Origin of the sequence: Marinobacter bohaiensis, assembly GCF_003258515.1 — a bacterium.
GTDB classification, from domain to species: Bacteria; Pseudomonadota; Gammaproteobacteria; order Pseudomonadales; family Oleiphilaceae; genus Marinobacter_A; species Marinobacter_A bohaiensis.
Window position 1 is genome coordinate 1082221 of the sequence record NZ_QGEH01000001.1, and the last position, 21131, is coordinate 1103351.

The window sequence follows — 21131 nt, forward strand, 5'->3', positions numbered from 1 at the left end:
CGCCGTTGTCTTCGATAGCCTTTCGGTTAATCCAATTCCTTTCTTTCAGACAGGTGGCTTATGAAAGAGACATCCATGCAGCCTGACGCCGACGGGTTCTTCGGACCGTTCGGCGGCAGCTTTGTCGCCGAGACGCTGATGCCCCTGATCCAGGAGCTCCAGACCTGTTACCAGGAAGCACGTGACGACCGCGATTTCCAGGATCAGCTGGCGTACTTCCAGAGTGACTACGTGGGCCGGCCCAGTCCGCTTTACCGGGCCGACCGGCTGACCGAGCATTTCGGCGGCGCGACCATCTATCTCAAGCGCGAAGAGCTCAACCACACCGGCGCGCACAAGATCAACAACTGCATTGGCCAGATCCTGTTGGCCAAACGCATGGGCAAGAAACGCATCGTCGCCGAGACAGGCGCGGGCATGCACGGGGTCGCTACGGCCACAGTGGCGGCCCGGTTCGGCATGCCCTGCGTGGTCTACATGGGCCAGACCGACATGGAGCGCCAGCAGCCCAACGTGTTCCGGATGAAGCTGCTGGGCGCGGAAGTGATCCCGGTCAGCAGCGGCACCGGTACCCTCAAGGACGCCATGAACGAGGCGCTGCGCGACTGGGTGGCCCACGTGGACGATACCTTCTACATCATCGGCACCGTGGCCGGACCGCACCCGTACCCGGCCATGGTGCGTGACTTCCAGGCGGTGATCGGCCGTGAAACCCGGAGCCAGATCCTCGACAAGGAAGGGCGCCTGCCCGACTCGCTGGTGGCCTGTATCGGCGGCGGCTCCAACGCCATGGGGCTGTTCCATCCCTTCCTGGGTGATGGATCCGTGGAGATGGTCGGCGTGGAAGCCGGTGGCCTGGGCGTCGACAGCGGCAAGCACGCGGCGAGCCTTAACGGCGGCGTGCCGGGTGTGCTCCACGGCAACCGCACCTACCTGCTGCAGGACGACGACGGCCAGATCACCGACGCCCACTCGATTTCGGCCGGGCTGGATTACCCGGGCATCGGCCCCGAGCACGCCTGGCTGCACGAGCAGCAGCGCGTCGACTACGTCTCGGTGACCGATGATGAAGCCCTCGAAGCCTTCCAGCTGTGCTGTCGCCTGGAAGGCATCATTCCCGCGCTGGAATCCGCCCACGCCCTGGCGGAAGTGGCCAAACGGGCACCGAAGCTGCCACCGGAACACCTGATGGTGGTCAATCTCAGCGGTCGGGGTGACAAGGACATGATGAGCGTTGCCGACTATCTCGGCAGTAACCGACAAGGTGGCCACGATCACCAGCCAGCGGAAGAGGGGAACGCGTGATGAGCCAGGCAACCCGACTGGAAACCCGTTTTGCAGCCATTCGATCTGAAAACCGGCCGGCGCTGGTGACCTACGTGACCGCCGGCGATCCCGACCCGGACACGTCGCTCGACATTCTGCGCGGTCTGCCAGCGGCGGGCGCGGACGTGATCGAGCTGGGCATGCCCTTCACCGACCCCATGGCCGACGGCCCGGCAATCCAGAAGGCGGCGCAGCGGGCGTTGCGTAACGGTCAGACCCAGCGCAGAACGCTGGACATGGTGCGTCGGTTCCGCGAGGAAAACAGCGACACGCCGCTGGTGCTGATGGGGTACTACAACCCGATCTACCGCTATGGCGTCGAGCGCTTTCTGGCGGATGCGGCCGAGGCCGGGGTGGACGGGCTGATCATCGTCGACCTGCCGCCGGAGCATGACAGGGCGCTGTTCGCCTCGGCCACGGACCTGGGCATCGACCTGATCCGCCTGGTCACGCCGACGACCCACGGTGAACGGCTGGCCCGCGTGCTGGAGGGCGCCTCCGGGTTCGTTTACTACGTCTCCGTGGCCGGTGTGACCGGTGGCGCGTCAGCCAGCCTGGACAGCGTGGACAGCGCGCTGGCCCGTTTCCGCGAGCACACGGACCTGCCCATCGCGGTGGGATTCGGTATCCGCAACGCCGACCAGGCCGCCGCCATTGGCCGGATCAGCGACGCGGTGGTGGTGGGCTCGGCGCTGGTGGAGTGTATCGAGCGATCCAAGGATTCGGCCGGAGCTCGCGACGCGGTGCTGGGACTGACCCGCGAGCTGGCCGACGGGGTACGCCGGGCTCGCTAGCGGGCTGGGTTAAGACGCCACCTTGCCTTTGTGATACCGCGCGCCGGCTTCCCGAACCGCCGACGACATGGCCATGGCGTACATGGCCGCTCCGATCGCGGCGCCCAGTAGCCAGGCATAGCCGGACAGCTCGCTCATCTCCTCGACCCAGACGCTGGAGACCGAGAACACAGCACCGATGACAAAAGCAAACAGCGCCTTCTGGTTCCAGCCCGCTTCATAGGCGTAGGCACCCGCCGGGTCGGTGCTGTAGAGGTCCTGCAACTTGAGGCGCTGTTTCTTCACGATGAAGTAGTCCATCACCATGATGCCGTAGAGCGGTGCCAGGGTGGCGCCGAGGGTATTCACGAATCCGCTGATGCCGATGCGGCTGATGAAGCTGACCCAGAACCCGCCGATCACCAGGGCGAAGAGCGAGGTGATCCAGCCCGCGCGTTTGAAGTCGAGCCGTGCCGGGGCCATGTTGGCGATGCCGTTGACGGCGGGGATGAAATTGGCGACCAGGTTAATGCCCACGGTGGCGGCGAAGAAGGTGACGGCGGCAATCACGCTCAGCAGGGCGCTGTCGGTGCGCTCCACGATCTGTGACGGGTTGGTGATGTTCTCGCCGTATATGACCGCCGCACCGGCGGTGATTAGCAGCGCCAGGGCGGAAAACAGCACCATGTTCAGCGGCAGCCCCACCAGGTTGCCGAGTTTCATGGAACGGTGGCTGCGCGAATAGCGGGAGAAATCGCTGAAGTTGATCATCACCGCTGCGAAGTAGGCCACCATGGTGCCGACGATGGCGACAAAACCGTTGAACTCGCTGGTCCAGGTCGGGTTCTCCGGCGCGAAGATGGTCTGGGCGGCGTCCCACAGCTGGCCGTCGGACTTCTGCCAAAGCACCACCAGCAGGCCCAGCATCACCAGGTAGACGAACGGCCCGGCCAGGTTGAGGAAGGTGCCGACCCAGTTCATGCCCCGCGAGAAGATCGCAATCTGCAGCGCCCAGACGATCAGGAAGGATACCCAGCCCAGCGCCGACAGACCCATCCATTCGCTGGTGCTCTCATAGCCGGTAAGGGTCACCAGCAGCAGGTAGAGCGCGGTCGAGGCAAAATAGGTCTGGGCGCCGTACCAGAACACCGCCACCGTGGCGCGCAACACCGACGGGAGCTTGGCGCCTCGCACGCCCATACTGGCACGCGCCAGAACCGGGTAGGGAATGCCGTGCTCCACGCCCGGCTTGCCGGAAATATTGACCAGACACATCACCAGCAGACTGGCGGTCAGCAGCGCCAGAAACGCCGTCCAGCCGGTGACGCCGTAGGAGATGAACAGCGAGGCCACCAGGGAGTAGCCAAACAGGCTCTGGATGTCGTTGGCCCAGACGTTGAAGATCTCGAACCAACCCCACTTCTTCTCGTCCTTGGGCAGCGGGTGCAGCGAGTCGTTGTCCAGTTCGCCCGCTGCCCCCTCGGTGTGTCCGTGCATGCTCGCCATTGTCGCTTCCTCAGAGAAGGTTGTTTTTGGAACCTCGATGATCATACGAGTGAGCATGGACTGTGCCAGGGCCAAAAGGGGTGCTGTGAAAAGCACTGGTCATACCGGAATGGCTCAATTTGGTGCGGAGAGGCGTATCCACGGACCATGGCGCGCGATTCGGGGGCTAATGACCCATCCGGTCTGTTTTTCCGCTTCCAGTGACGGTTGTGTCCGGTGCGGCGACGGGAATGTCTGGACCGGATGGCCCCATTCGGATAGATTCCGCCCTTTCATTCGCCAGACAGGGAGTTAGCGAATATGAGCCAGCGCTTGCGGGACAAGTATGAGGACGTCGACCTGACGCCGGGTAATGGCAAGGGCAGTGCGACCGTGTCCATTTTCTTCGGGGCCATGTCGTTGTTGGGTGCCTTGTGCTTTCTGATGCCCGAACTGCTCACCATGCCCGAATTCCGCGCGGCCTATAACCCGGAGGTGATGCGCTATCTGCTGCAGTTGAGCATCGCCGTGAGTTTCGGTTTCGGACTGTTCGCCATGGCCCGACACGAATCGCCCGGATACGGCCTGACCGGGATGGGACTGGCGGTTGCGGCGGCCCTGCTGGCGTCGGGCCGGATTGAGGCGCCCAACATCGACAGCCGCGGGCTCTACGTGGGGCTGGACTACTTCATTCTCACCCTGGTGGTTCTGGCGCTGGTCTTTATTCCGTTGGAGCGTGCCTATCCGAAGGATTCCCGGCAGAGCATCCTGCGCAAGGGCTGGATCACCGATCTGAAGTATTTCATGGTGAGTCATATGGGCGTGCAGCTGATCAGTTTCTTCACGGTGATCCCGATCCAGGTCTTCCTGCACAGCGTGACCACCTGGGACCTGCAGCTCTGGGTCGCGGCCCAACCGGTGTGGCTGCAGTTCATTGAGATCCTGCTGGTGGTGGATCTGGGCACCTACTGGCTCCACCGGGCAATGCACGAAGTGCCGGCGCTGTGGAAATTCCACGCCATCCACCATTCCACCGAGCAGATGAACTGGCTGGCGTCGTCGCGTCTGCACCTGCTGGAAATCCTGGTGAACCGGTTTGCCGGCTACCTGCCGATCTTCGTGCTCGGGTTTGCTCCCTCGGCACTCTATGCCTACCTGATCTTCATCTCGTTCCACGCGATCTTTATCCATTCCAACGTGCGCTTCCGTTTCCCGGTGCTGCGCTGGATCCTGGCGACGCCGGAATACCATCACTGGCACCATTCCTCCGAAGACGCGGCCATCGATAAGAACTACGCCGGCTTCCTGCCGATCTACGACATACTGTTCCGCACCGTCTATTTGCCGAAGCATCTGGCCAGCCGTTACGGCACCGTCTCCGACGATATTCCGGACGGGATTGTGGGGCAGTTCCTGTTCCCGTTTCGTGGGTGGTTCCGCCGGGACTGAGGGAGGCCTGGACGGGATAGACCAAACGCGCGCGGTGTAGGCAATTTCCTACACGGATGTAGGTCATAGCGCATTCCGAAAGATTAACATTCTGTTAGGGTTGCGTGCCTGATCCAGCGATCTGGATCGTTATCTGGCCACGGTATAGAAACTCAAGGAATTTCAAGGATGAATACGCAGTCTGAGGCTTTTTCCGATACATCGACCGCCATCGAGGTCCGCAAGATCAAAGCGGGGCCGCCGCTGAGCTGGATCATCGATGCCTATCGCCTGATTCGTGCTCACTGGAAGACCATTGTTCCGGCTTATCTGATCGTGACGATTGGGACTGTCCTGATCCAGTTTGGCATGGTAGCGGCGCAGCCGCGTAATCCCGGCTTCGGAACGCTGGTGCTGATCATGGTGTGTATGTTCGTAGCCATGTTGCTGCAGTCGGGCATGATGGCCCTGTTCCATGGCACCGCCGAGCAGCAGCCCAGGATCAATGACGTATTCCGGGGCTTCCGGGGGCGCAGCATCCTGGGGATTTTCCTGCTGATCATCGCCATGCTGCTGGTGACGGCCGTTTACGGTCTGCTGGTTTACCTCGCCTTCGAACTCTTTGGCTCCAGCGATGCGATGATGGGCATTCTCAATCCCCACGGCAGCTACGACCGGATGATGGGCTCGATGATGGGTGGCACCAGCATCGTTTTTGCTCTGGTTCTCCTGGGGGTGGCGGTGGTCACGGCGCTGTTCTGCTACGCCATCCCGCTCATCATCGTGTCGGGCGCCGGCGTTATTTCCGCGCTGGCGAACAGCTTCCGGGCGAGCTTCAAGAATCTGTTCGTACTGTGCATTTTCGCCATGAACATCGGGGCCGTTTATTTCCTGGTGTTGCTGATCCCGATGATTGGCGGTGCGCTCAGCACCTCGATGGTGATCTTCCTGATCGTCATGGCGCTGGCCGTCTGGCTGTTCGCGCTGGTGATCAACGGCGCTTACTACCTCTCTTTCCGGGACGTGCTGCTGGCGGGCCGCGTTGATGAGGGCGTCGCTGTGGAGTGAGCTTCACGACCGAAATGATGAACGCCAGCAAAAGCCGCGCGGTAAAACGTGCGGCTTTTGTGTGTCTGGCGCCGGCGGCTGATCCGCATCCCGCCAATGGCGGCTATACTGAGAAAACCAGCGACCCACCCAGCGGGCAAACGTATGCGCGAGATCGATGCCCTGGAATTCTGGCAGGCGCAGGGATCCGCCTACTTTTGTGAACTCTCTACCTTCGGAGCGTTGCCGGAGACTGTGGTTCTGGAACTGTTGCAGGCAGGTCGCGTACTCGCGCTGGATGCGGGTGAGCACCTGTATGAAGTGGGCGAGCGGAGCGACGCTTTCTACATCGTGCTGACCGGCCAGATGAAAAGCTATATGCCCCGGAGCGACGGCGGTTGGACACTCGCACGCTGCCACGATCCGGGCGACGATATGGGGTTCGTACCCATGATCGCGCTACTGGCACGCCCGGCCTTCGCCATGGCCGTGGAGGACGCGGTGGTGCTTGAGATCACCTCCGGTCACTTCCTGGACCTTCAGCAGCAGAAACCGGACGCCTTTGGTCTGATGCTTCTCAACCTGGTGCGCGGCACAGCGCGGGCCTTCATCAACATGGCGAGCACGCTCGCGGAACAGGATTACGAGCTGCACCATAGCTACCAGAAGGGACACTAGCTCTCCGGCAGCCGCGAAGGGTCCACCAGCCAGTTGCGGAAATGACGCATGGCCGCTGTCATATGCCGGTGGGTCGGGGTGAACAGCGAGAGTGAGCCCTGACTGGGTAGCCGCTCGGGCAGCACCTGAACCAGGTTGCGTTGCTCCAGATCCTCCCGCAGCAATTTGGCCCAGCCGAGCGTAACACCTTGTCCGGCCAGCGCGCCGTTCATCAGCAACTGGTAACTGTTGGCCCGCAGCGTACGCTCGGGTGGGTGCCAGTCGAACCCCAGCGCTTCGAACCAGCCCTGCCAGGTGAGCCAGTCGTGGTAGTGATCTTCCACCACCATCAGCGTGTGATTGCGCAGCAGGTCCCCGGCATCTGCGGGCTTCCCGCTCTGGTCCAGGTACGATGGTGCGCAGACGGCGATCACGTCCTCGTTGGCGAAGATGGGTTCGCAGCTCAGCCCCGGCGGTTCCACTTCTCCGGGCACGTGGTAGTAGATGCCCAGATCGAACTCGGACAGGTCCAGACGATGCGGGTCCTCGACGGTCAGGATACGGATGGCGATGTCCGGGAACAGCGCCTGAAATTCCGGCAGCTGGCGGGCCAGCCAGATGGACGCGATGGTGGGGCTGGAGGCGATGGTCAGTCGGTCATCGTCGCCACGGGCGCGCAGATGGGTGGTTTCGTTGGCCAGCTCCCGCAGCAGGCGCTGGACCACGCGGAAGAAGTGTTCGCCGGTGGGCGTCAGGGTCAGGCCGTCGGCGCGGCGCTCGAACAGCGGGCGCCCCAGATCGTCCTCCAGCCGTTTGACCTGGCGGCTGATGGCGCTCTGGGTGAGGCTGAGTTCAGCGCCCGCCTGGGTGAAGTTGCAGTGACGCGCCGCCGCTTCGAACGCCTGGAGACAGGACAGCGGCGGCAGGGACGATCGGGACATGGCACGCTCCGGGAACATCGAGTGCCCCGGAGCATACCATGCGGAGCCGGCGCTGCGGCTCACACGGCGGTGCGCGGGATGACCCGTTCCCACGTCTTGTGGTGGACCAGTTCCCGCTCCTCGAACGCCTTCTGTTCCGCCTTGAGATAGAAGTTGTCGGCGTCGCAGGTCAGCCAGTGGTAGCTTTTCACGGTGACGTGGAATTGCCCGTCACCCTCGCTGCGGCCGGCTTCGTAGTGCCACTCGATCTCGGCGCGGGCCTTGTCGGCATCCTCGGGATCAGCGGTGTAGATCTCGCGGCAGTGCTGATCGACCCAGAGGCCGTGGTCGAGGAAGCGCATGGCGCCCAGGTCGTCCTCGATGATCACCGACACCTCGCCGCTGGCCACATCCTCGCGAACGGTGCGACGCGGGGCCCCGGCGCGTAGCGTCTCCAGCCGCGCCGGCTCGGCGGATTCCGCCGCTTCGAACGGGCAGTCGATGGCGTCGCCGGTGAAGACCGGCAGACTCAGGCGTTGCAGGCCCGCTTCCAGACGCAGGTCGGCGCGTTTGCGAGCCGGCCACAGCAGCGGGAAGTTGGCGGAGCTGACCGAGACCCGCAGCTTGTGCCCGGGCGGCAGGCGGTAGCCCACCATATCCAGCTTCAGGGTGACGTCCATCGGCTCACCCGGCACCGGCGGCTCGTAGGTGGCGCGGTCGTTGCGCAGCGCCAGGTTGAGCACCCCGTAGGTGACCATCGCCACCTTGCCGTCGGGGCCCACATCGTTGAGGCGCACGGTGAGCTGGCCGCAGTCTTCCGGGCTGGACAGCCGCAGGTTCACTTCCGGCTGGCCCAGGATCGGCAGCCAGTCGTCCGCCGCCTCGCTGTCGAAGGTCAGGGCACAGGCATCGTCCCGGCGCTGGTCGGTCGGCAGGTCCGGGCCGAACCAGATGGCGCAGTACTCGCCCTGGCCGGTGCCGGCGGTCAGCGGCGTGGTCATGGTCTGCGGCGCCGCCAGCGGGGATGCCTCTGATTGCAGACCGGATTCGGTCAGGAAGTACTCACGTGCGGCCACGGCCTCGCCCGGCCAGGCTTCGGTTTCCACCCAGGTGCCCGGGCGTTCGCTGTGCATGGCTTTGGGCGGCAGACCGTCCTGCAGGTAGAAGCGGGCCGGGGCCTCGTCCATCACGCCGGTGTCGATGTCCTTGAGCCAGTAGTCCCACCAGCGCAGCGCCTCCTGCAGGAAGCCGACGGACGGCTCGGGCAGGGCGAAGTGCGGGTACTTGTGGATCCACGGGCCGACCATGGCTTTCTTCGGTCCCGGAAGGTGTTCCATCAGGCGCGGGATGCTGTTCTTGTAGGCGTCGCCCCAGCCGCCGACGCAGTAGACCGCTGCTTGGATGTCGCGGTAGTCCTCGCACACTGAACCGTGACGCCAGTAGTCGTCGCGGGTGGGGTGGGACATCCAGGTCTCGGCCATCAGTGGCATGTTGTTCAGCCGGTGCTTCCACATCTCGCGCCACTGGTCGCCGACCAGCTGCGGGTCGGGCACGGCGGCGGAGAAGCTCAGCATGGTCGAGGCCCAGCCCAGGTTCTCGTTGAGCAGGTTGCCGCCCTTGTAGTGGATGTCGTCGGCGAAGCGGTCGTCGGTGGAACACAGGGTGATGATCGCTTTCAGCGGCTCCGGACGCAGGGCGGCCAGTTGCAGGGAATTAAAGCCACCCCAGGAGATACCCATCATGCCCACCTGGCCGCTGCACCAGGGCTGCGCCGCCAGCCAGGCGATGACTTCCAGGCCGTCCTTCTGCTCCTGCTCGGCGTACTCGTCCGCCATCAGGCCGTCGGACTCGCCGTTGCCGCGCATGTCCACCCGCAGGCAGGCGTAGCCGTGACCGGCGAAGTAGGGATGCGTCAGGGCGTCGCGCACGGCGGTGCCGTCGCGCTTGCGATATGGCAGGTACTCGAGGATGGCCGGCACCGGCTCCTCGGTATCCGGCCGCCACAGGCGGGCGGCCAGTTTGGTGCCGTCGGACAGCGGGATCGTGAAATGCGCCGTTTCGGTCACCGCATACGGAAAGTCGTGCTTGATGCTCATGGGGTGTCCTTGAGTCTTGATGGCTTTTGAAACTGGATTACTTGGGTTTGGATGGCGGCAACTGCAGCCGCTCCGGATGACGCAGCCAGATCCACAGTGCGCTGGTGGCCAGCAGGATGATCAGCATTGCCGGCAGGCCGCCCAGGTTGGAGAGCATCTTGACGCCGTCGACGCCGATGAAGCTCACCATCACCCAGGACACGATGCCGACGATCGCGCCCCACAGGACCTTCATTTTCAGGCCCGCGTTGAGGTCGGAGTCCGCGGTCAGGCCCCGGGTGCACAGGTTGCCGATGGCATCGGTATTGGAGTCCGCCGCCGTCACGTAGGAGATGTAGGCGATGAACAGCAGCAGCGGCACCCACAGCCCGGACAGCGGCAGCTCGCCAAACACGGTGTAGAGCACGTGTTCCACGCCCTGATCGTTCAGCACTGCGTACAGGTCCACGCCCGCTTCGCGCTGGAGGTAAAGGGCGGTGCCGGAGAAAATGATGATCCAGGTGCCGGAGAACGCGGCCGGGAACAGCAGGTTGATGCGGAGGAACTCGCGCACGGTATAGCCCCGCGAGATCTTGCCCAGGAACAGCGCGGAGACCGGCGCCCAGGCGAACCAGATGGCCCAGTAAAAGATCGACCAGCCGTAGGGCCAGTTGTCCTGTCCGGCGGCACCGGTGAACAGGCTCTTGGCGAAGAAGTCGTCCAGGTACACGCCCAGGGATTCGGTGCCCAGTTGCAGTATGAACACGGTCGGCCCGGCGATGAACACGAACAGCCCCAGCGCCAGCAGCAGCCAGGCGTTGAGCGCGGACAGTCGGGCAATGCCTTTCTTCAGGCCGCTGGCGGCGGAAATCACAAAGGTCACCACCACGATGGAAACCACAACGCCCAGACGCAGTGGCGAGGTATCCCCCGGCAGGTACTGGCCCACGCCGCCGGCCAGGGTCAGCGCACCGGTGCCCAGGGTGGACGCCATGCCGGCGACCAGCGAGTAGAGCGCGAGCGCATCGATCAGCCCGCTGAAGCGCTGGATGCGAGGGCCGACCAGCGGTTCGAGCATGCTGGAGATGGAGAAGCGCTGGCGACGGTTGTAGAAGGCCAGGGCGAAGATCAGCGCCGGTACCGCGTAGATGGCGTAGGGCGTGATGGTCCAATGCAGGAACATGGTGGACATGGCAAACAGCATGGCGTCGCCGGAGCCGGCTTCGATGCCGGACGAGCCGGGCGGGCCCATGAAATGATAGAGCGGTTCGGCGGTGGTCCAGAACAGCACGCCCACGGCGAGGGTCGTGCACAGGGTGATGGAAAACCAGCGCAGCCGGGAGAGCAGCGGCGTGGCGCCTTCCCCGCCGATGCGGATGCGGCCGATGGGGGAGAAGTAGACGATGACCGCAAGGATCACCAGGTAGAGACTGCCCAGGCTGAACAGCCAGGAAAAGTGGTCGAGAATCTCGCTGTTCAGTTCCTTGGTGACGGACAGGAACGCATCGAGGTCGACGTAGCTGGCCACAACGGCCGACATCAAAATGATGAATGTGGGCCAGAAGACCCCGTGTCGCAGAGAGCCCTGCATAAGTACCGCTCCGTTATCGTTATGTACAAAGAGTCGCTTATGGCGAGCTATTGTAGGGAGCGGGGGTAGGGGGCCGGCAAACGCTTTCTCGTCATTGGGGTATGCGCCTGGCGCATGGCTGTGGTCTTGCAGGGCCTGGAATCGGGCGCCGGTCGATGCTTGTGTTGCATGGGGTGGCGTTGCCTCTTCCGGACGGGGCCGGAAGGCCGGTTGTCGTTCCCCTCACCCGGGGCGGGCGAGGGGAGGCGATCCGGCTTTGGCGGTGGGCGTTACAGGCCGCCCAGGGTCAGCTTGGCCGGGTCCAGCAGGCGCTCCAGTTCCTCCCGGGACAGGTCGGTATTCTCCACTGCCACATCAATCACCGGGCGCCCTTCCTTGTAGGCCAGCTTGGCGATCTCCGCCGCTTTCAGGTAGCCGATGATCGGGTTCAGTGCCGTGACCAGGATCGGGTTGCGCGACAGCGCCTGCTTCAGGCTCGATTCATTCACGGTGAATGTGGCGATGGCCTTGTCGGCCAGCAGGCGCGAGACGTTGCCGATCAGCGTCATGCTCTCCAGCAGGTTGCGGGCCACCAGCGGCAGCATGACGTTCAGCTCGAAGTTGCCGGATTGCCCCGCCACGGTGATGGTGGTGTCGTTACCCATGACCTGAGCGGCCACCATGGCGGTGGCTTCCGGGATCACCGGATTGACCTTGCCCGGCATGATCGACGAGCCCGGCTGCAGGGCTTCCAGCTCGATTTCACTGAGACCGGCCAGCGGTCCCGAGTTCATCCAGCGCAGATCGTTGGCGATTTTCATCAGCGAGACGGCGGTCATCTTCAGCTGGCCGGACACCGATACGGCCACATCCTGGGTGCCGATGTGGGTGAACAGGTTGGCGGCCGGTGTGAAGCGGACGCCGGTCAGCTCCGTCAGCTGCTGATTGAAGTTTTCGGCGAATTCCGGGTGGGCGTTGATGCCGGTGCCCACCGCGGTGCCGCCCTGGGCGAGGCTTTGCAGCATGGGCTGGGTGTTCTTCAGGGCCTCGATGTTCTGGTCGATCTGGCTGGCCCAGCTGAGCAGGCTTTGGTCCAGGCGCACCGGCATGGCGTCCATAAGGTGGGTTCGCCCGGTCTTGACCTGATCCTTGACCGTTTCCGCCTTGGCCTTGATCGCGTCGGAGAGGTACGCCAGTGCCGGCAGCACCCGCTCGTTCAGCTCCAGCGCGGCGCTGATGTGAATGGTCGAGGGAATGATGTCGTTGCTGCTTTGGCCGTAGTTGACGTGATCGTTGGGGGAGATGGTCTCGCCGCTGTTGCGGCTGGCCAGGGTGGCCAGGACTTCGTTGGCGTTCATGTTGGAACTGGTGCCGGAACCGGTCTGGAACACGTCCACCGGGAAGTGTTGCATCAGGTTGTCCTGCGCCAGCAGATGATCCACCGCTTCGCCGATGGCCGCGCCCATGGTGGCGTCCAGCAGGTCAAGTCGCGCGTTCGCCTGGGCGGCGGCTTTCTTGGCCAGCAGCAGCGCGCGGATAAACGGCTCCGGCATAGGCCGGCCGCTGACCGGGAAATTGTTGATGGCGCGCTGGGTCTGGGCGGCGTAGAGCGCTTGTTCCGCTACTTCCAGTTCGCCCATGCTGTCGCGTTCGATACGTGTTGCCATGCTCGGTTCCTTAACGGTGTTGGTTGTGGGTGTGGGAAATCAGTCGGGGCGGGACAGGCTGGGGCAGAAGAAATGCGAGAGCGTGCTGATCTCCTGCAACAGGCCCTGGAGCTCTTCGTGCCGTTCGTCGCTGCCGGCCAGGCGTTGCAGGCAGCACAGTGGCCGCACCAGTTGGTCCAGACAGAAAACGCGCCAGTGGGAGGGGTTCAGCTCGTCGGTAAACGTTTCCAGAAGCAGGTCGACGGCGTCTCGATAACAGCGCCACTGCTGATCGCACGGGGAACCGGCGCACTGGTTATCCTCGAAGTCGAGCCACATCATGACCAGTGCCGGGTTGTCCGGTTCCAGGCCGTGGCGGATTCGGGTTCTGAGTCGCTGGGCAAAGGGCGTTGAGCCTGGCATATCGGTCCTTACTGGAAGCCGGCGGAATGACGCGCCAGCTTTCCTGATCCTCTTTAATGAGATTGATTTGCATTCTCTTTGTGTGGAGGCGCATCGTCAAGCTCGTTGAGGAGGCGGGTCATGCGGTTGCGGGATCGGTCGAGTGTCGTGGCAGGGTGGCTATCTTTGAGGATGGGGGACTGGTAGCCTCGGCAGTGAATCAAAAACTCCCAACGTTATCCCAATCGCCGGGCCACACTATGGATGTTGCTTCCATCGCCAGCTTCAGCACCCAGCTTAGCCAGAGTCAGCTCCGGGAGCAGGTGCAGATCAGCGTCCTGAAATCCGCCCAGGACATGGCCGCCAGTGGCGCGCTTCAACTCCTCGAAGGCGTGACCGAAGCGGCGCCGACCACGGCCACCAGTGCCAACCCCAACATCGGCAGCCAGATCGACGTCCGCGTCTGAACGCGCGGGCGTTTTCTCCCCGGATTAATCCGCCAGCCAATCCAGCCCCAGCACCAGGCGGGGCAAGCGGCTGGCGTCCGGCGAGCGGTGCACCAGCCCCCGGCCTTCGTTGCCGATCCAGGCTTCCCCTTTCAGAAGCGCCACCGCGCCGGGTGGAACCTGCTGGATCTCTCCTTCCCCTGGCGTCTGGTTGGGCAGAGGGTCGGCACCGACGCCCCGGGCGACGGCGGACTCGGGCAGCCACTCGGTCCCGGTTCCCCGGTAGGTGCATAGCAGGCGCACGGGAACGCGGTCGGTGTGGAAGCGCGGGCACATGGTGCCGTTGAGCGCGTGCAGGCGGACGCCCACCGCATCGGGCTCGAACAGGCAGCGATACATGTCGATGAGCTGATTGACATCATCCAGCCAGGCGGCCGCGCCATCGAGCTGGCGGGCCCAGTCCGGCAGCAGGGCGTTGGCCGGTTCCCCGGGACCGAGGTTGATGAAACGCTCCAGCTTGTTCGTGTGGGCAAACAGCGACTGGGCGAATGTCTGGGCGCCGGGGAGCGGCGGACGCTTCCAGACGGTCAGGTTGACGTCGTCCCGGAAAATTTCGGTCAGACATTCGGCTTGGGTGCTTTCAACGGCCAGTGGCTGGGAAATCGTTTCGGGGAAATGGGTCATGGTCGTCGCTCCAGGTATTTGATCAGGGCAAGTCATGACGCTTGCGTGATTGTGTTATTGTTATGTTATAACATGCTATTTGCAATGCATAGCGATGATGAAAACGCACACGACCTTTGCGGGCCGTGTCGCCGTTAATGCCTCTCGCCCTATAAAACATGAGGAGACCCACCATGCCTTTGTCCGCTGCGGATTTGCCCGTCACCGTGCTGTCCGGATTCCTGGGCGCCGGCAAGACCACCGTGCTCAACCACATACTGAACAACCGCGAAGGCCGTCGCGTGGCGGTCATCGTCAACGACATGAGCGAAGTGAACATCGACGCCGCCCAGGTCCAGCAGGAAGTGGAGCTCAATCGCGCCGAGGAGAAACTGGTGGAGATGAGCAACGGCTGCATCTGCTGCACCCTGCGCGAAGACCTGCTGGTCGAAGTGGGCCGCCTGGCTGCCGAGGGGCGCTTCGATTACCTGGTCATCGAGTCGACCGGCATTTCCGAGCCGCTGCCGGTGGCCGAGACCTTTACCTTTGCCGACGAGAACGGCGTGAGTCTGTCCGACGTTGCCCGGCTCGATACCATGGTGACCGTGGTCGACGCGGTGAATTTCCTGCGCGACTACGACGAGGCGCAATCCCTTCAGCAGACCGGCGAAAGTCTGGGGGAAGAAGATGAACGCAGCGTGGCGGACCTGTTGGTGGATCAGGTGGAGTTCAGTGATCTGCTGTTGATCAGCAAGACCGACCTGGTGGAGCCGGCGCAACTGGAACGACTCACCGGCGTGCTGCGCAGTCTGAACACCGAAGCCGGGATCCTGCCCATTCGCGACGGTGCGGTGCCGCTGGATAAAGTGCTGGGTACCGGCCGCTTCAGCTTCGAGCGCGCCCAGCAGGCGCCGGGCTGGTTGAAGGAAATGCGTGGCGAGCACGTGCCGGAAACCGAAGAGTACGGCATCGGCAGCTTTGTCTATCGCGCCCGCCGACCGTTCCATCCGGCCAAGTTCCACGACTTTCTTCATCAGCCGTGGCAGGGCGGCAAACTGATCCGCTCCAAGGGCTACTTCTGGCTGGCGTCACGACCGGAATTCGCGGGCCACTGGAGCCAGGCCGGTGGCATCGCGCGTCACGGCTTTGCCGGCACCTTCTGGAAAGCCGTGCCCGAGTCCAACTGGCCCGAGGATCCGGAGTTCCGCCGGATGATCATGGAAAGCTGGGAAGAGCCGTTCGGCGATATGCGCCAGGAGCTGGTCTTCATTGGTCAGGACCTGGACCGGGAGGCGGTCTGCCGGCAACTGGACGACTGCCTGCTGGACGACGAGCAGTTGATGGCGGGCCGCTCTTTCTGGCAGACCCTGAACGACCCGTTCCCGGCCTGGCAGTAAATCCGGGATGTCTGGAGGGCCCGTCTAGAACAGGCCCATCTGGGAGGTGTCGTCCACCAGGTCGAGGGTGTCCGCCTGCGGCAGGCGTTCGTTGAGCAGGGTGCTCCACAGCGAGGCCAGGGACAGCGCATCGCCGTTGTCCGGCATGTGCATGAACACGAACGGCCGCTGGCCGGCCTCGATCCAGCCGGCGACCCGCTCCACCCAGGGCGCGAGGAAGGGCCGGTTGGCCTCCAGGTCCGGGTGGCCGATGTAGCGCACGACCGGCGGGGCGTCGACCGGCAACAGGTGCACCGGCACCTGGGGTTTCTTGCGCTGGGCATCGACGGTGGCGTCGCAGTCCGGCACCGCTGAGAAGAGCCCGCGGCTGTCGAGGCAGACCCGCGCCACCTGACGTTCCCGCAGTCCGCGATTGAGCTGTTTCTCCGCTTCGCCCTTGCCGAAGAATGCGCTGTGCCGGACCTCGACCGTACAGCTCAGCGGCGCCGGCAGGGCCTCAATGAACCCCCACAGGTTACTCAGGTGCTCGGGGCCAAAGGCGGCCGGCAACTGGATCAGGAACGGCCCCAGCACGTCGTCGAGTGGGGAGAGGATCTCCAGGAAATCCCGCACCTGGGCGTCCACGCCGGTCAGCAGGCGGTCGTGGCTGATGGCGCGGGGAAACTTGAACAGGAAGCGGAAGTCAGCCGGCACCTGGCTGCGCCACTGGCGGCATTGCTCCTGGCTGGGTGTGGCGTAGAAGGTGGTGTTGCCTTCCACAGTGTTCATCACCTGGCTGTAGCGCTCCAGCGGGCTGCGGCCGGACGGAAGCTGGGTGTTCCACTTGGGATCGTGCCACTGAGGGCTGCCGAGAAAGTAGGGGCGGGTCATGGTCCAGTCGGGATTGTGGTGGATCGTCGCGTCTTGGGTTCGCCGCTTATTCTACCGATGTGTGTGCCCGGATCGAGCGTAAAAGTCGTGTTGCGCCAGCTCCTCACGAATCCGGCTCACCAGCCCGTTGCTCAGTTGGCGGTAGTCCGGGTAGGGCGTCAGCAGCAGGCGACGGTCGGGGTCGATGGCCACGCCGGGACAGCGATCGAGCGGTCGGGCGTTGTGACTCAGGCCCTCGAAGCGTTGCAGGTTGTCCTTGCCGCCGATCCAGTGCCAGCCGTCGATCTTCAGCAACTGCGGCGTAAAGCACAGGGCCGTCTGTCCGAACAGAGCGTCGTCCCGGAAACGGCGCCAGTCGTCCGCCGCCGGGCTGGTGATTTTCGACAGCAGTGTGACGATCTTGCGCCAGTGATTGGAGTTGGCGGCGACCAGGGCGTCCGCCCGGGGATCGTCTACAAGCTGCGCCAGGCCGTTCGGTCGGTGCGGCAGGTAGAGTGCCAGGCGGGGAGCGGCGGCGCCGAGGCTATCCGGCTGGGTTGAGGTGTCGGATGGTGGCATGGTCAGCTCCGATACGGCGCCCGCAGGCTGTCGATAAAGCGCGGCAGGCACGGATTGGGGTTGGCGTCGTTCCAGTAGACGCCCTGTTCCACGTCGGATGACTCCTCCAGCGGCAGGAACACGGCGCCGCGCAGCTGCATCCGGCGCATCGAATCCGGCACCAGCGCGACCCCGAGGCCCTGTGCCACCAGGTTGACGATGGTCTGCTGCAGGTGCGTCTCCACGCGGATGCTGGGATCGAAGTCGTACAGCCGGCAACAGGCGGTGACCGCCTCGTGCAGCGCCGGCGCCGTGCGGCTGGGGAAGGTGATGAACGGGTCCGACGCCAAGTCACCCACCGACACTTGACGCGCGCCGGCAAGCCGGTGCGTCTCCGGTAGGACCGCACAAAGCGGTTCCCGAAACAACGGGCGGTATTTCAGTGTATGCGCAAAGCGCAGCGGGAAACTGATGCCCACGTCTGCGGTACCCTGGATCAGGGCCTCATGCAGGTCCCGGGGCAGTGTTTCGTTAAGGCCTAGTGATACGTCGGGGTGTGTCTCCGAGAAGGCGGCGACCATCTCGGGCAGGGTATTCCACGCGGCGTACATGGTGAAGGCGATGGTCAGGGTGCCGCGTTCCCCCAGGGCCGCGGCCCGCGCCGAGGTCACGGCCACGTCCAGATCACCGAGTAGCCGGCCGACGTCCCTGCGGAACTGGTCGCCAGCGGGAGTCAGTTCCACGGCCCGGGAATGACGTCGGAACAGCGGTGTGCCCAGATCGGCTTCCAGGGCGGCGATCTGCCGGCTCAACGGTGGCTGGGTCATATTCAGGCGCTCGGCGGCCCGTCTGAAGTTCAGCGTTTCTGCCAGCACCAGGAAACTGCGCAGTTGGCGAAGGTCCATTTCATTGATGCGTATTGGGTATCGAAAGGTTATATATATAGCATTAGACGGTATCGGTGACCAAGGGTAGGCTGGCGCTTTCTATTCGGGCGTTTGAGTGGAGTCTGCCGATGATGGCTGTGGTGAATGTGTTGTTGCCGATCTTTGGGTTGATCCTGGCCGGTTACGTGTGCCGCCGGACCGGTCGCCTGGGAGACACCGCCGCCTCCGAACTCAACCGCTTCGTGGTCTGGCTGTGCCTGCCGGCACTGCTGTTCATGTCCACCGCAACCGCCTCCGCCGAGGAAATCTGGCATCCCGGTTTTATTGCGGTGGTGACCCTGGGAACGCTGCTGGTGTTCGCGATCACCGTTGGCTACCGCTGGCTGGTCCGGCGCGACCTGGCGGATGCGAGCATCGACGGCCTCAGTGCGTCCTACGCCAATACCGGTTATATCGGCATTCCGCTGTGCATTCTGGTGTTGGGGGATGACGGCCTTGAGCCCGCCCTGATCGCCACGCTGATCGTGGTGTGCCTGCTGTTTTCCATTGCCATCGTCTGCGTCGAGGTGGGCCTGCAAAACGAACCTTCGGCGCTGCGGGCCGTGCGCAAGGTGGTGGTGGCGCTGGCCCGCAATCCACTGGTGGTGTCGCCGATCCTGGGCGGCGCCTGGGCCCTGTCGGGATTGGAGCTGCCCCAGGCGGCGGGGCAGTTCCTCGACATGCTGGGCGCCGCCACCACGCCCTGCGCCCTGGTTTCCCTCGGTGCGTTCCTGGCCCAGCGCGAGCGCGGCCCGGCCAACGGCGCGCTGGGGCTGGTCGGTATCAAGCTGATCGTCCACCCGCTGCTGGTCTGGTGGTTGGCGGTCCACGTGTTCCACCTACCGCCGTTCTGGGCCAAGGCGGCCCTCCTGCTCAGCGCGCTGCCCACGGGCACCGGGCCGTTCATGCTGGCGGAATTCTATCGGCGCGAGGCGTCGGTGGTGGCCAGTTCGGTGTTGTTTTCGACGGTGGGGTCGCTGGTCACGTTGTCGTTTTGTCTTTACTGGATGGGGTGACGTCGCCGCCGATGAGGTGATCGATCAATGCCTGTGAAAACGGTGACAGGGTGGCCTTGGGATGGGTGCAGATCTTTAGATCACGCTGGGCCCAGTCTTCTTCCACTTCGATGACGGCGAGGGACTGGTTACCGGACTGCCTGAGCGCTTCTTTTGGCACCAGGCCAATGCCAACACCGGCGGCCACCATGCGGCATACCGCTTCAAAGCTTTTGACCTGAACTCGAACGTTCAGGTGTGCTCCCAGGCCAGACGCGGTATTCATGGTAAAGGTGTGAATGGCCGAGCCGGCATGAAGCATCACGAACGGCTCTGACAGGACGTCTGCGAAGGAAATCGACGCCGTACCGGCCAGGGCATGCCCTTCTTCGGTAATCAGCACCAGACGGTCCTCCCGGTAGGGTTGTAGCGTTACTTCCTGGTGGTCATCGTGCCCGGCTACGATCCCGATCTCTGCTTCTCCGCGGGCCACGCCGGCGAGAATGTCGGAGCTGGTCTGTTCCTCCAGGTTCACGCTGATCCGCGGGTTGTGACTGAGGAACGCTGCAAGATCGTTGGGTAAGTAGCTGTGAATGGCATGGGTGTTGGCCCAAAGCAGCACATGGCCCTGCACGCCATCGGCATAGGGGGCCAGATCGGAGTGCATCTGTTCCAGCTTGGCGAAAACCTGCCGGGCATGGCGCAGGAAAACCTCCCCGGCACGGGTGAGCTGAACGCCGCGGGCACGCCGTCGCAGCAGCGCAGTGCCCAGGGACGATTCCAGGATCTTGATTCGGTGACTTGCCGACGACGGAGCCAGAAATGCCCTTTCGGCACCGTGCGTCAGGCTCTGACATTCAGCGATGGCAATGAACAGACGTAAGTCGGTCAGATTGTATTTCATCGAGAGAATTCGTAAATAACGAACAGTGGTTTGGTGAAATAGCAATTCTAGCAGGCGTCTGTGGTTTATAGGATTCATATTATCGAATCCTTTATGATGAGTCCTCTCGATGCTCACCCAGATGTCTTCCCGGCAGTCCGGCATGGTACTCGCGGTACTGGCTGCCTTCGGTTTCTCTTTCAAGGCGATCTTCGTCAAGCTCGCCTACCAGGTGGCACCGGTCGATGCCGTAACCTTGTTGTCCCTGCGGATGATGTTCTCTTTGCCGTTGTTCGTTATCACGGGCTATGCCTACCTGCGCAGCGGGCCCGCTCTGGGCTGGAAGGATTGGCTGTTGCTGGTATTTCTCGGGCTAACCGGCTATTACGGTGCCTCGATACTGGATTTCATGGGGTTGCAGTACATTTCGGCGGGGCTGGAGCGGGTCATCCTGTTTACCTACCCGACCATCACGATTCTGATTGGCCTGCTGTTCCTCAACAAACCGCTCAGCGTCAGACTGAGCATTGCACTGGCGCTGTGTTATGCCGGCGTCAGCCTGGTTTTTATCAGCGACAGCCAGGTGTCAGAAGACAGTGCCGCCCCCTGGATTGGCGCGGGTTTGGTGTTTGCCTCAGCGGTGTCGTACGCGGCCTACAATGCTTTCTCGGAAGTTTCGATCAGCAAACTCGGAGCCGCCCGCTTCTCGGTTCTTGCCCTGGTGATTTCGATTGCCGCTGCGCAACTTCATTTCCTGGCGGTAAATCCGGTCAGCGACCTCGTTCAGCCGCTGCCGGTCTACGGGTATTGCGCCGCAATGGCTCTGTTCTCGACGGTGATGCCGATATTCTTTCAGTCAGGAGCGATCCAGCGCATTGGCGCGGGGCGGACCGTGCTTGTGGGCATGCTCGGTCCGGTCATGACGATCTTTTTCAGCTGGCTGATACTGGCTGAGCCGATGACCTGGGCGCAGCTGTGTGGAACGGCCCTGGTGCTGGCCGGCATCTATCAGGTCCGGCGGTCGTGACGGCCACCGCAAGTGCGTCAGCCGGGCCGGAGTCATTTTTCGCCGCGAAGAGCATAGA

Annotated in this window: 20 protein-coding genes; 9 read left to right on the forward strand and 11 right to left on the reverse strand. The window is 63.4% G+C overall.

Features of this window, described 5'->3' with window-relative positions; translation table 11 throughout:
• Nucleotides 1–60: 60 nt before the first annotated feature.
• Complete coding sequence (trpB, locus tag DKK67_RS04810) at nt 61–1305, forward strand: tryptophan synthase subunit beta (protein ID WP_111494915.1); 1245 nt, start codon at nt 61–63, stop codon at nt 1303–1305.
• On the forward strand, nt 1305–2120 hold the full coding sequence (gene trpA / locus DKK67_RS04815) for a tryptophan synthase subunit alpha (protein ID WP_111494917.1): 816 nt from the start codon (nt 1305–1307) through the stop codon (nt 2118–2120). Before trpB ends, trpA begins: the two co-directional genes overlap by 1 nt.
• A gap of 9 nt (nt 2121–2129) precedes the next feature.
• Here trpA and DKK67_RS04820 read toward each other — a convergent pair whose 3' ends face one another.
• Nucleotides 2130–3605 carry an NCS1 family nucleobase:cation symporter-1 gene (locus tag DKK67_RS04820; RefSeq protein ID WP_204355725.1) on the reverse strand — a complete coding sequence of 492 codons (1476 nt, stop codon included), beginning with the start codon at nt 3603–3605 and terminating at the stop codon, nt 2130–2132.
• 300 nt (nt 3606–3905) lie between these two features.
• Between DKK67_RS04820 and DKK67_RS04825 the strand changes: the two genes are divergently transcribed.
• From DKK67_RS04825 to DKK67_RS04835, 3 genes are all read left to right on the forward strand, one after another.
• Nucleotides 3906–5033 (forward strand): sterol desaturase family protein, encoded by a 1128-nt coding sequence (locus DKK67_RS04825; RefSeq protein WP_111494919.1) that lies wholly within the window; start codon nt 3906–3908, stop codon nt 5031–5033.
• 168 nt (nt 5034–5201) lie between these two features.
• Nucleotides 5202–6080, forward strand: a complete 879-nt coding sequence (locus DKK67_RS04830) for a hypothetical protein (RefSeq protein WP_111494921.1) — start codon at nt 5202–5204, stop codon at nt 6078–6080.
• 144 nt (nt 6081–6224) lie between these two features.
• On the forward strand, nt 6225–6737 hold the full coding sequence (locus DKK67_RS04835) for a cyclic nucleotide-binding domain-containing protein (protein WP_162628746.1): 513 nt from the start codon (nt 6225–6227) through the stop codon (nt 6735–6737).
• Here the strand turns inward: DKK67_RS04835 and DKK67_RS04840 are convergent.
• The 5 genes from DKK67_RS04840 to DKK67_RS21535 all read right to left on the reverse strand — a co-directional run bounded on the left by DKK67_RS04840 (nt 6734) and on the right by DKK67_RS21535 (nt 13350).
• Entirely contained in the window at nt 6734–7657 is a 924-nt protein-coding gene (locus DKK67_RS04840; protein WP_204355726.1) for a LysR substrate-binding domain-containing protein, read from the reverse strand. The genes DKK67_RS04835 and DKK67_RS04840 overlap by 4 nt on opposite strands.
• Nucleotides 7658–7716: 59 nt before the next feature.
• Complete coding sequence (locus DKK67_RS04845) at nt 7717–9732, reverse strand: CocE/NonD family hydrolase (protein ID WP_111494927.1); 2016 nt, start codon at nt 9730–9732, stop codon at nt 7717–7719.
• Nucleotides 9733–9769: 37 nt separating this feature from the next.
• Nucleotides 9770–11302 carry a BCCT family transporter gene (locus DKK67_RS04850; protein WP_111494929.1) on the reverse strand — a complete coding sequence of 511 codons (1533 nt, stop codon included), beginning with the start codon at nt 11300–11302 and terminating at the stop codon, nt 9770–9772.
• Between the two features lie 269 nt (nt 11303–11571).
• Entirely contained in the window at nt 11572–12948 is a 1377-nt protein-coding gene (locus tag DKK67_RS04855; protein ID WP_111494931.1) for a class II fumarate hydratase, read from the reverse strand.
• 39 nt (nt 12949–12987) lie between these two features.
• Complete coding sequence (locus DKK67_RS21535) at nt 12988–13350, reverse strand: hypothetical protein (protein WP_162628747.1); 363 nt, start codon at nt 13348–13350, stop codon at nt 12988–12990.
• Between the two features lie 239 nt (nt 13351–13589).
• Between DKK67_RS21535 and DKK67_RS21540 the strand changes: the two genes are divergently transcribed.
• A complete protein-coding gene (locus tag DKK67_RS21540) occupies nt 13590–13796 on the forward strand; it encodes a YjfB family protein (protein WP_162628748.1) in 207 nt (68 codons plus the stop codon).
• Nucleotides 13797–13820: 24 nt separating this feature from the next.
• Here the strand turns inward: DKK67_RS21540 and DKK67_RS04870 are convergent, their stop codons facing one another.
• A complete protein-coding gene (locus DKK67_RS04870; RefSeq protein ID WP_111494935.1) occupies nt 13821–14459 on the reverse strand; it encodes a DUF1826 domain-containing protein in 639 nt (212 codons plus the stop codon).
• 173 nt (nt 14460–14632) lie between these two features.
• Here DKK67_RS04870 and zigA point away from each other — a divergent pair, with 173 nt between their 5' ends.
• Nucleotides 14633–15835, forward strand: a complete 1203-nt coding sequence (gene zigA / locus DKK67_RS04875; RefSeq protein WP_111494937.1) for a zinc metallochaperone GTPase ZigA — start codon at nt 14633–14635, stop codon at nt 15833–15835.
• 24 nt (nt 15836–15859) lie between these two features.
• Here zigA and DKK67_RS04880 read toward each other — a convergent pair whose 3' ends face one another.
• Genes DKK67_RS04880 through DKK67_RS04890 form a run of 3 tightly spaced genes read right to left on the reverse strand, consistent with a single transcriptional unit; the run spans nt 15860 to nt 18147 of the window.
• Nucleotides 15860–16705 carry a DUF72 domain-containing protein gene (locus DKK67_RS04880; protein ID WP_111494939.1) on the reverse strand — a complete coding sequence of 282 codons (846 nt, stop codon included), beginning with the start codon at nt 16703–16705 and terminating at the stop codon, nt 15860–15862.
• A gap of 51 nt (nt 16706–16756) precedes the next feature.
• Nucleotides 16757–17263, reverse strand: coding sequence for a DUF6942 family protein (locus DKK67_RS04885; RefSeq protein WP_111494941.1), 507 nt, complete (start codon nt 17261–17263; stop codon nt 16757–16759).
• A 2-nt stretch (nt 17264–17265) separates the two neighbouring features.
• Nucleotides 17266–18147 carry a LysR family transcriptional regulator gene (locus tag DKK67_RS04890; RefSeq protein WP_111494943.1) on the reverse strand — a complete coding sequence of 294 codons (882 nt, stop codon included), beginning with the start codon at nt 18145–18147 and terminating at the stop codon, nt 17266–17268.
• Nucleotides 18148–18257: 110 nt separating this feature from the next.
• Here DKK67_RS04890 and DKK67_RS04895 point away from each other — a divergent pair, with 110 nt between their 5' ends.
• Entirely contained in the window at nt 18258–19184 is a 927-nt protein-coding gene (locus DKK67_RS04895; protein ID WP_111494945.1) for an AEC family transporter, read from the forward strand.
• On the opposite strand, the gene DKK67_RS04900 is transcribed toward DKK67_RS04895, so the two are convergent.
• On the reverse strand, nt 19150–20145 hold the full coding sequence (locus tag DKK67_RS04900) for a LysR family transcriptional regulator (RefSeq protein ID WP_204355727.1): 996 nt from the start codon (nt 20143–20145) through the stop codon (nt 19150–19152). The genes DKK67_RS04895 and DKK67_RS04900 overlap by 35 nt on opposite strands.
• A 31-nt stretch (nt 20146–20176) precedes the next feature.
• Between DKK67_RS04900 and DKK67_RS04905 the strand changes: the two genes are divergently transcribed.
• Nucleotides 20177–21073, forward strand: coding sequence for a DMT family transporter (locus tag DKK67_RS04905; RefSeq protein ID WP_204355728.1), 897 nt, complete (start codon nt 20177–20179; stop codon nt 21071–21073).
• Nucleotides 21074–21131: the final 58 nt, after the last annotated feature.

What these genes read in the sequence shown, in the direction of transcription:
- trpB (WP_111494915.1), top strand. Translation starts at nt 61, where the DNA reads ATGAAAGAGACATCCATGCAGCCTGACGCCGACGGGTTCTTCGGACCG.
- trpA (WP_111494917.1), top strand. Translation starts at nt 1,305, where the DNA reads ATGAGCCAGGCAACCCGACTGGAAACCCGTTTTGCAGCCATTCGATCT.
- DKK67_RS04820 (WP_204355725.1), bottom strand. Translation starts at nt 3,605, where the DNA reads ATGGCGAGCATGCACGGACACACCGAGGGGGCAGCGGGCGAACTGGAC.
- DKK67_RS04825 (WP_111494919.1), top strand. Translation starts at nt 3,906, where the DNA reads ATGAGCCAGCGCTTGCGGGACAAGTATGAGGACGTCGACCTGACGCCG.
- DKK67_RS04830 (WP_111494921.1), top strand. Translation starts at nt 5,202, where the DNA reads ATGAATACGCAGTCTGAGGCTTTTTCCGATACATCGACCGCCATCGAG.
- DKK67_RS04835 (WP_162628746.1), top strand. Translation starts at nt 6,225, where the DNA reads ATGCGCGAGATCGATGCCCTGGAATTCTGGCAGGCGCAGGGATCCGCC.
- DKK67_RS04840 (WP_204355726.1), bottom strand. Translation starts at nt 7,657, where the DNA reads ATGTCCCGATCGTCCCTGCCGCCGCTGTCCTGTCTCCAGGCGTTCGAA.
- DKK67_RS04845 (WP_111494927.1), bottom strand. Translation starts at nt 9,732, where the DNA reads ATGAGCATCAAGCACGACTTTCCGTATGCGGTGACCGAAACGGCGCAT.
- DKK67_RS04850 (WP_111494929.1), bottom strand. Translation starts at nt 11,302, where the DNA reads ATGCAGGGCTCTCTGCGACACGGGGTCTTCTGGCCCACATTCATCATT.
- DKK67_RS04855 (WP_111494931.1), bottom strand. Translation starts at nt 12,948, where the DNA reads ATGGCAACACGTATCGAACGCGACAGCATGGGCGAACTGGAAGTAGCG.
- DKK67_RS21535 (WP_162628747.1), bottom strand. Translation starts at nt 13,350, where the DNA reads ATGCCAGGCTCAACGCCCTTTGCCCAGCGACTCAGAACCCGAATCCGC.
- DKK67_RS21540 (WP_162628748.1), top strand. Translation starts at nt 13,590, where the DNA reads ATGGATGTTGCTTCCATCGCCAGCTTCAGCACCCAGCTTAGCCAGAGT.
- DKK67_RS04870 (WP_111494935.1), bottom strand. Translation starts at nt 14,459, where the DNA reads ATGACCCATTTCCCCGAAACGATTTCCCAGCCACTGGCCGTTGAAAGC.
- zigA (WP_111494937.1), top strand. Translation starts at nt 14,633, where the DNA reads ATGCCTTTGTCCGCTGCGGATTTGCCCGTCACCGTGCTGTCCGGATTC.
- DKK67_RS04880 (WP_111494939.1), bottom strand. Translation starts at nt 16,705, where the DNA reads ATGACCCGCCCCTACTTTCTCGGCAGCCCTCAGTGGCACGATCCCAAG.
- DKK67_RS04885 (WP_111494941.1), bottom strand. Translation starts at nt 17,263, where the DNA reads ATGCCACCATCCGACACCTCAACCCAGCCGGATAGCCTCGGCGCCGCC.
- DKK67_RS04890 (WP_111494943.1), bottom strand. Translation starts at nt 18,147, where the DNA reads ATGGACCTTCGCCAACTGCGCAGTTTCCTGGTGCTGGCAGAAACGCTG.
- DKK67_RS04895 (WP_111494945.1), top strand. Translation starts at nt 18,258, where the DNA reads ATGATGGCTGTGGTGAATGTGTTGTTGCCGATCTTTGGGTTGATCCTG.
- DKK67_RS04900 (WP_204355727.1), bottom strand. Translation starts at nt 20,145, where the DNA reads ATGAATCCTATAAACCACAGACGCCTGCTAGAATTGCTATTTCACCAA.
- DKK67_RS04905 (WP_204355728.1), top strand. Translation starts at nt 20,177, where the DNA reads ATGCTCACCCAGATGTCTTCCCGGCAGTCCGGCATGGTACTCGCGGTA.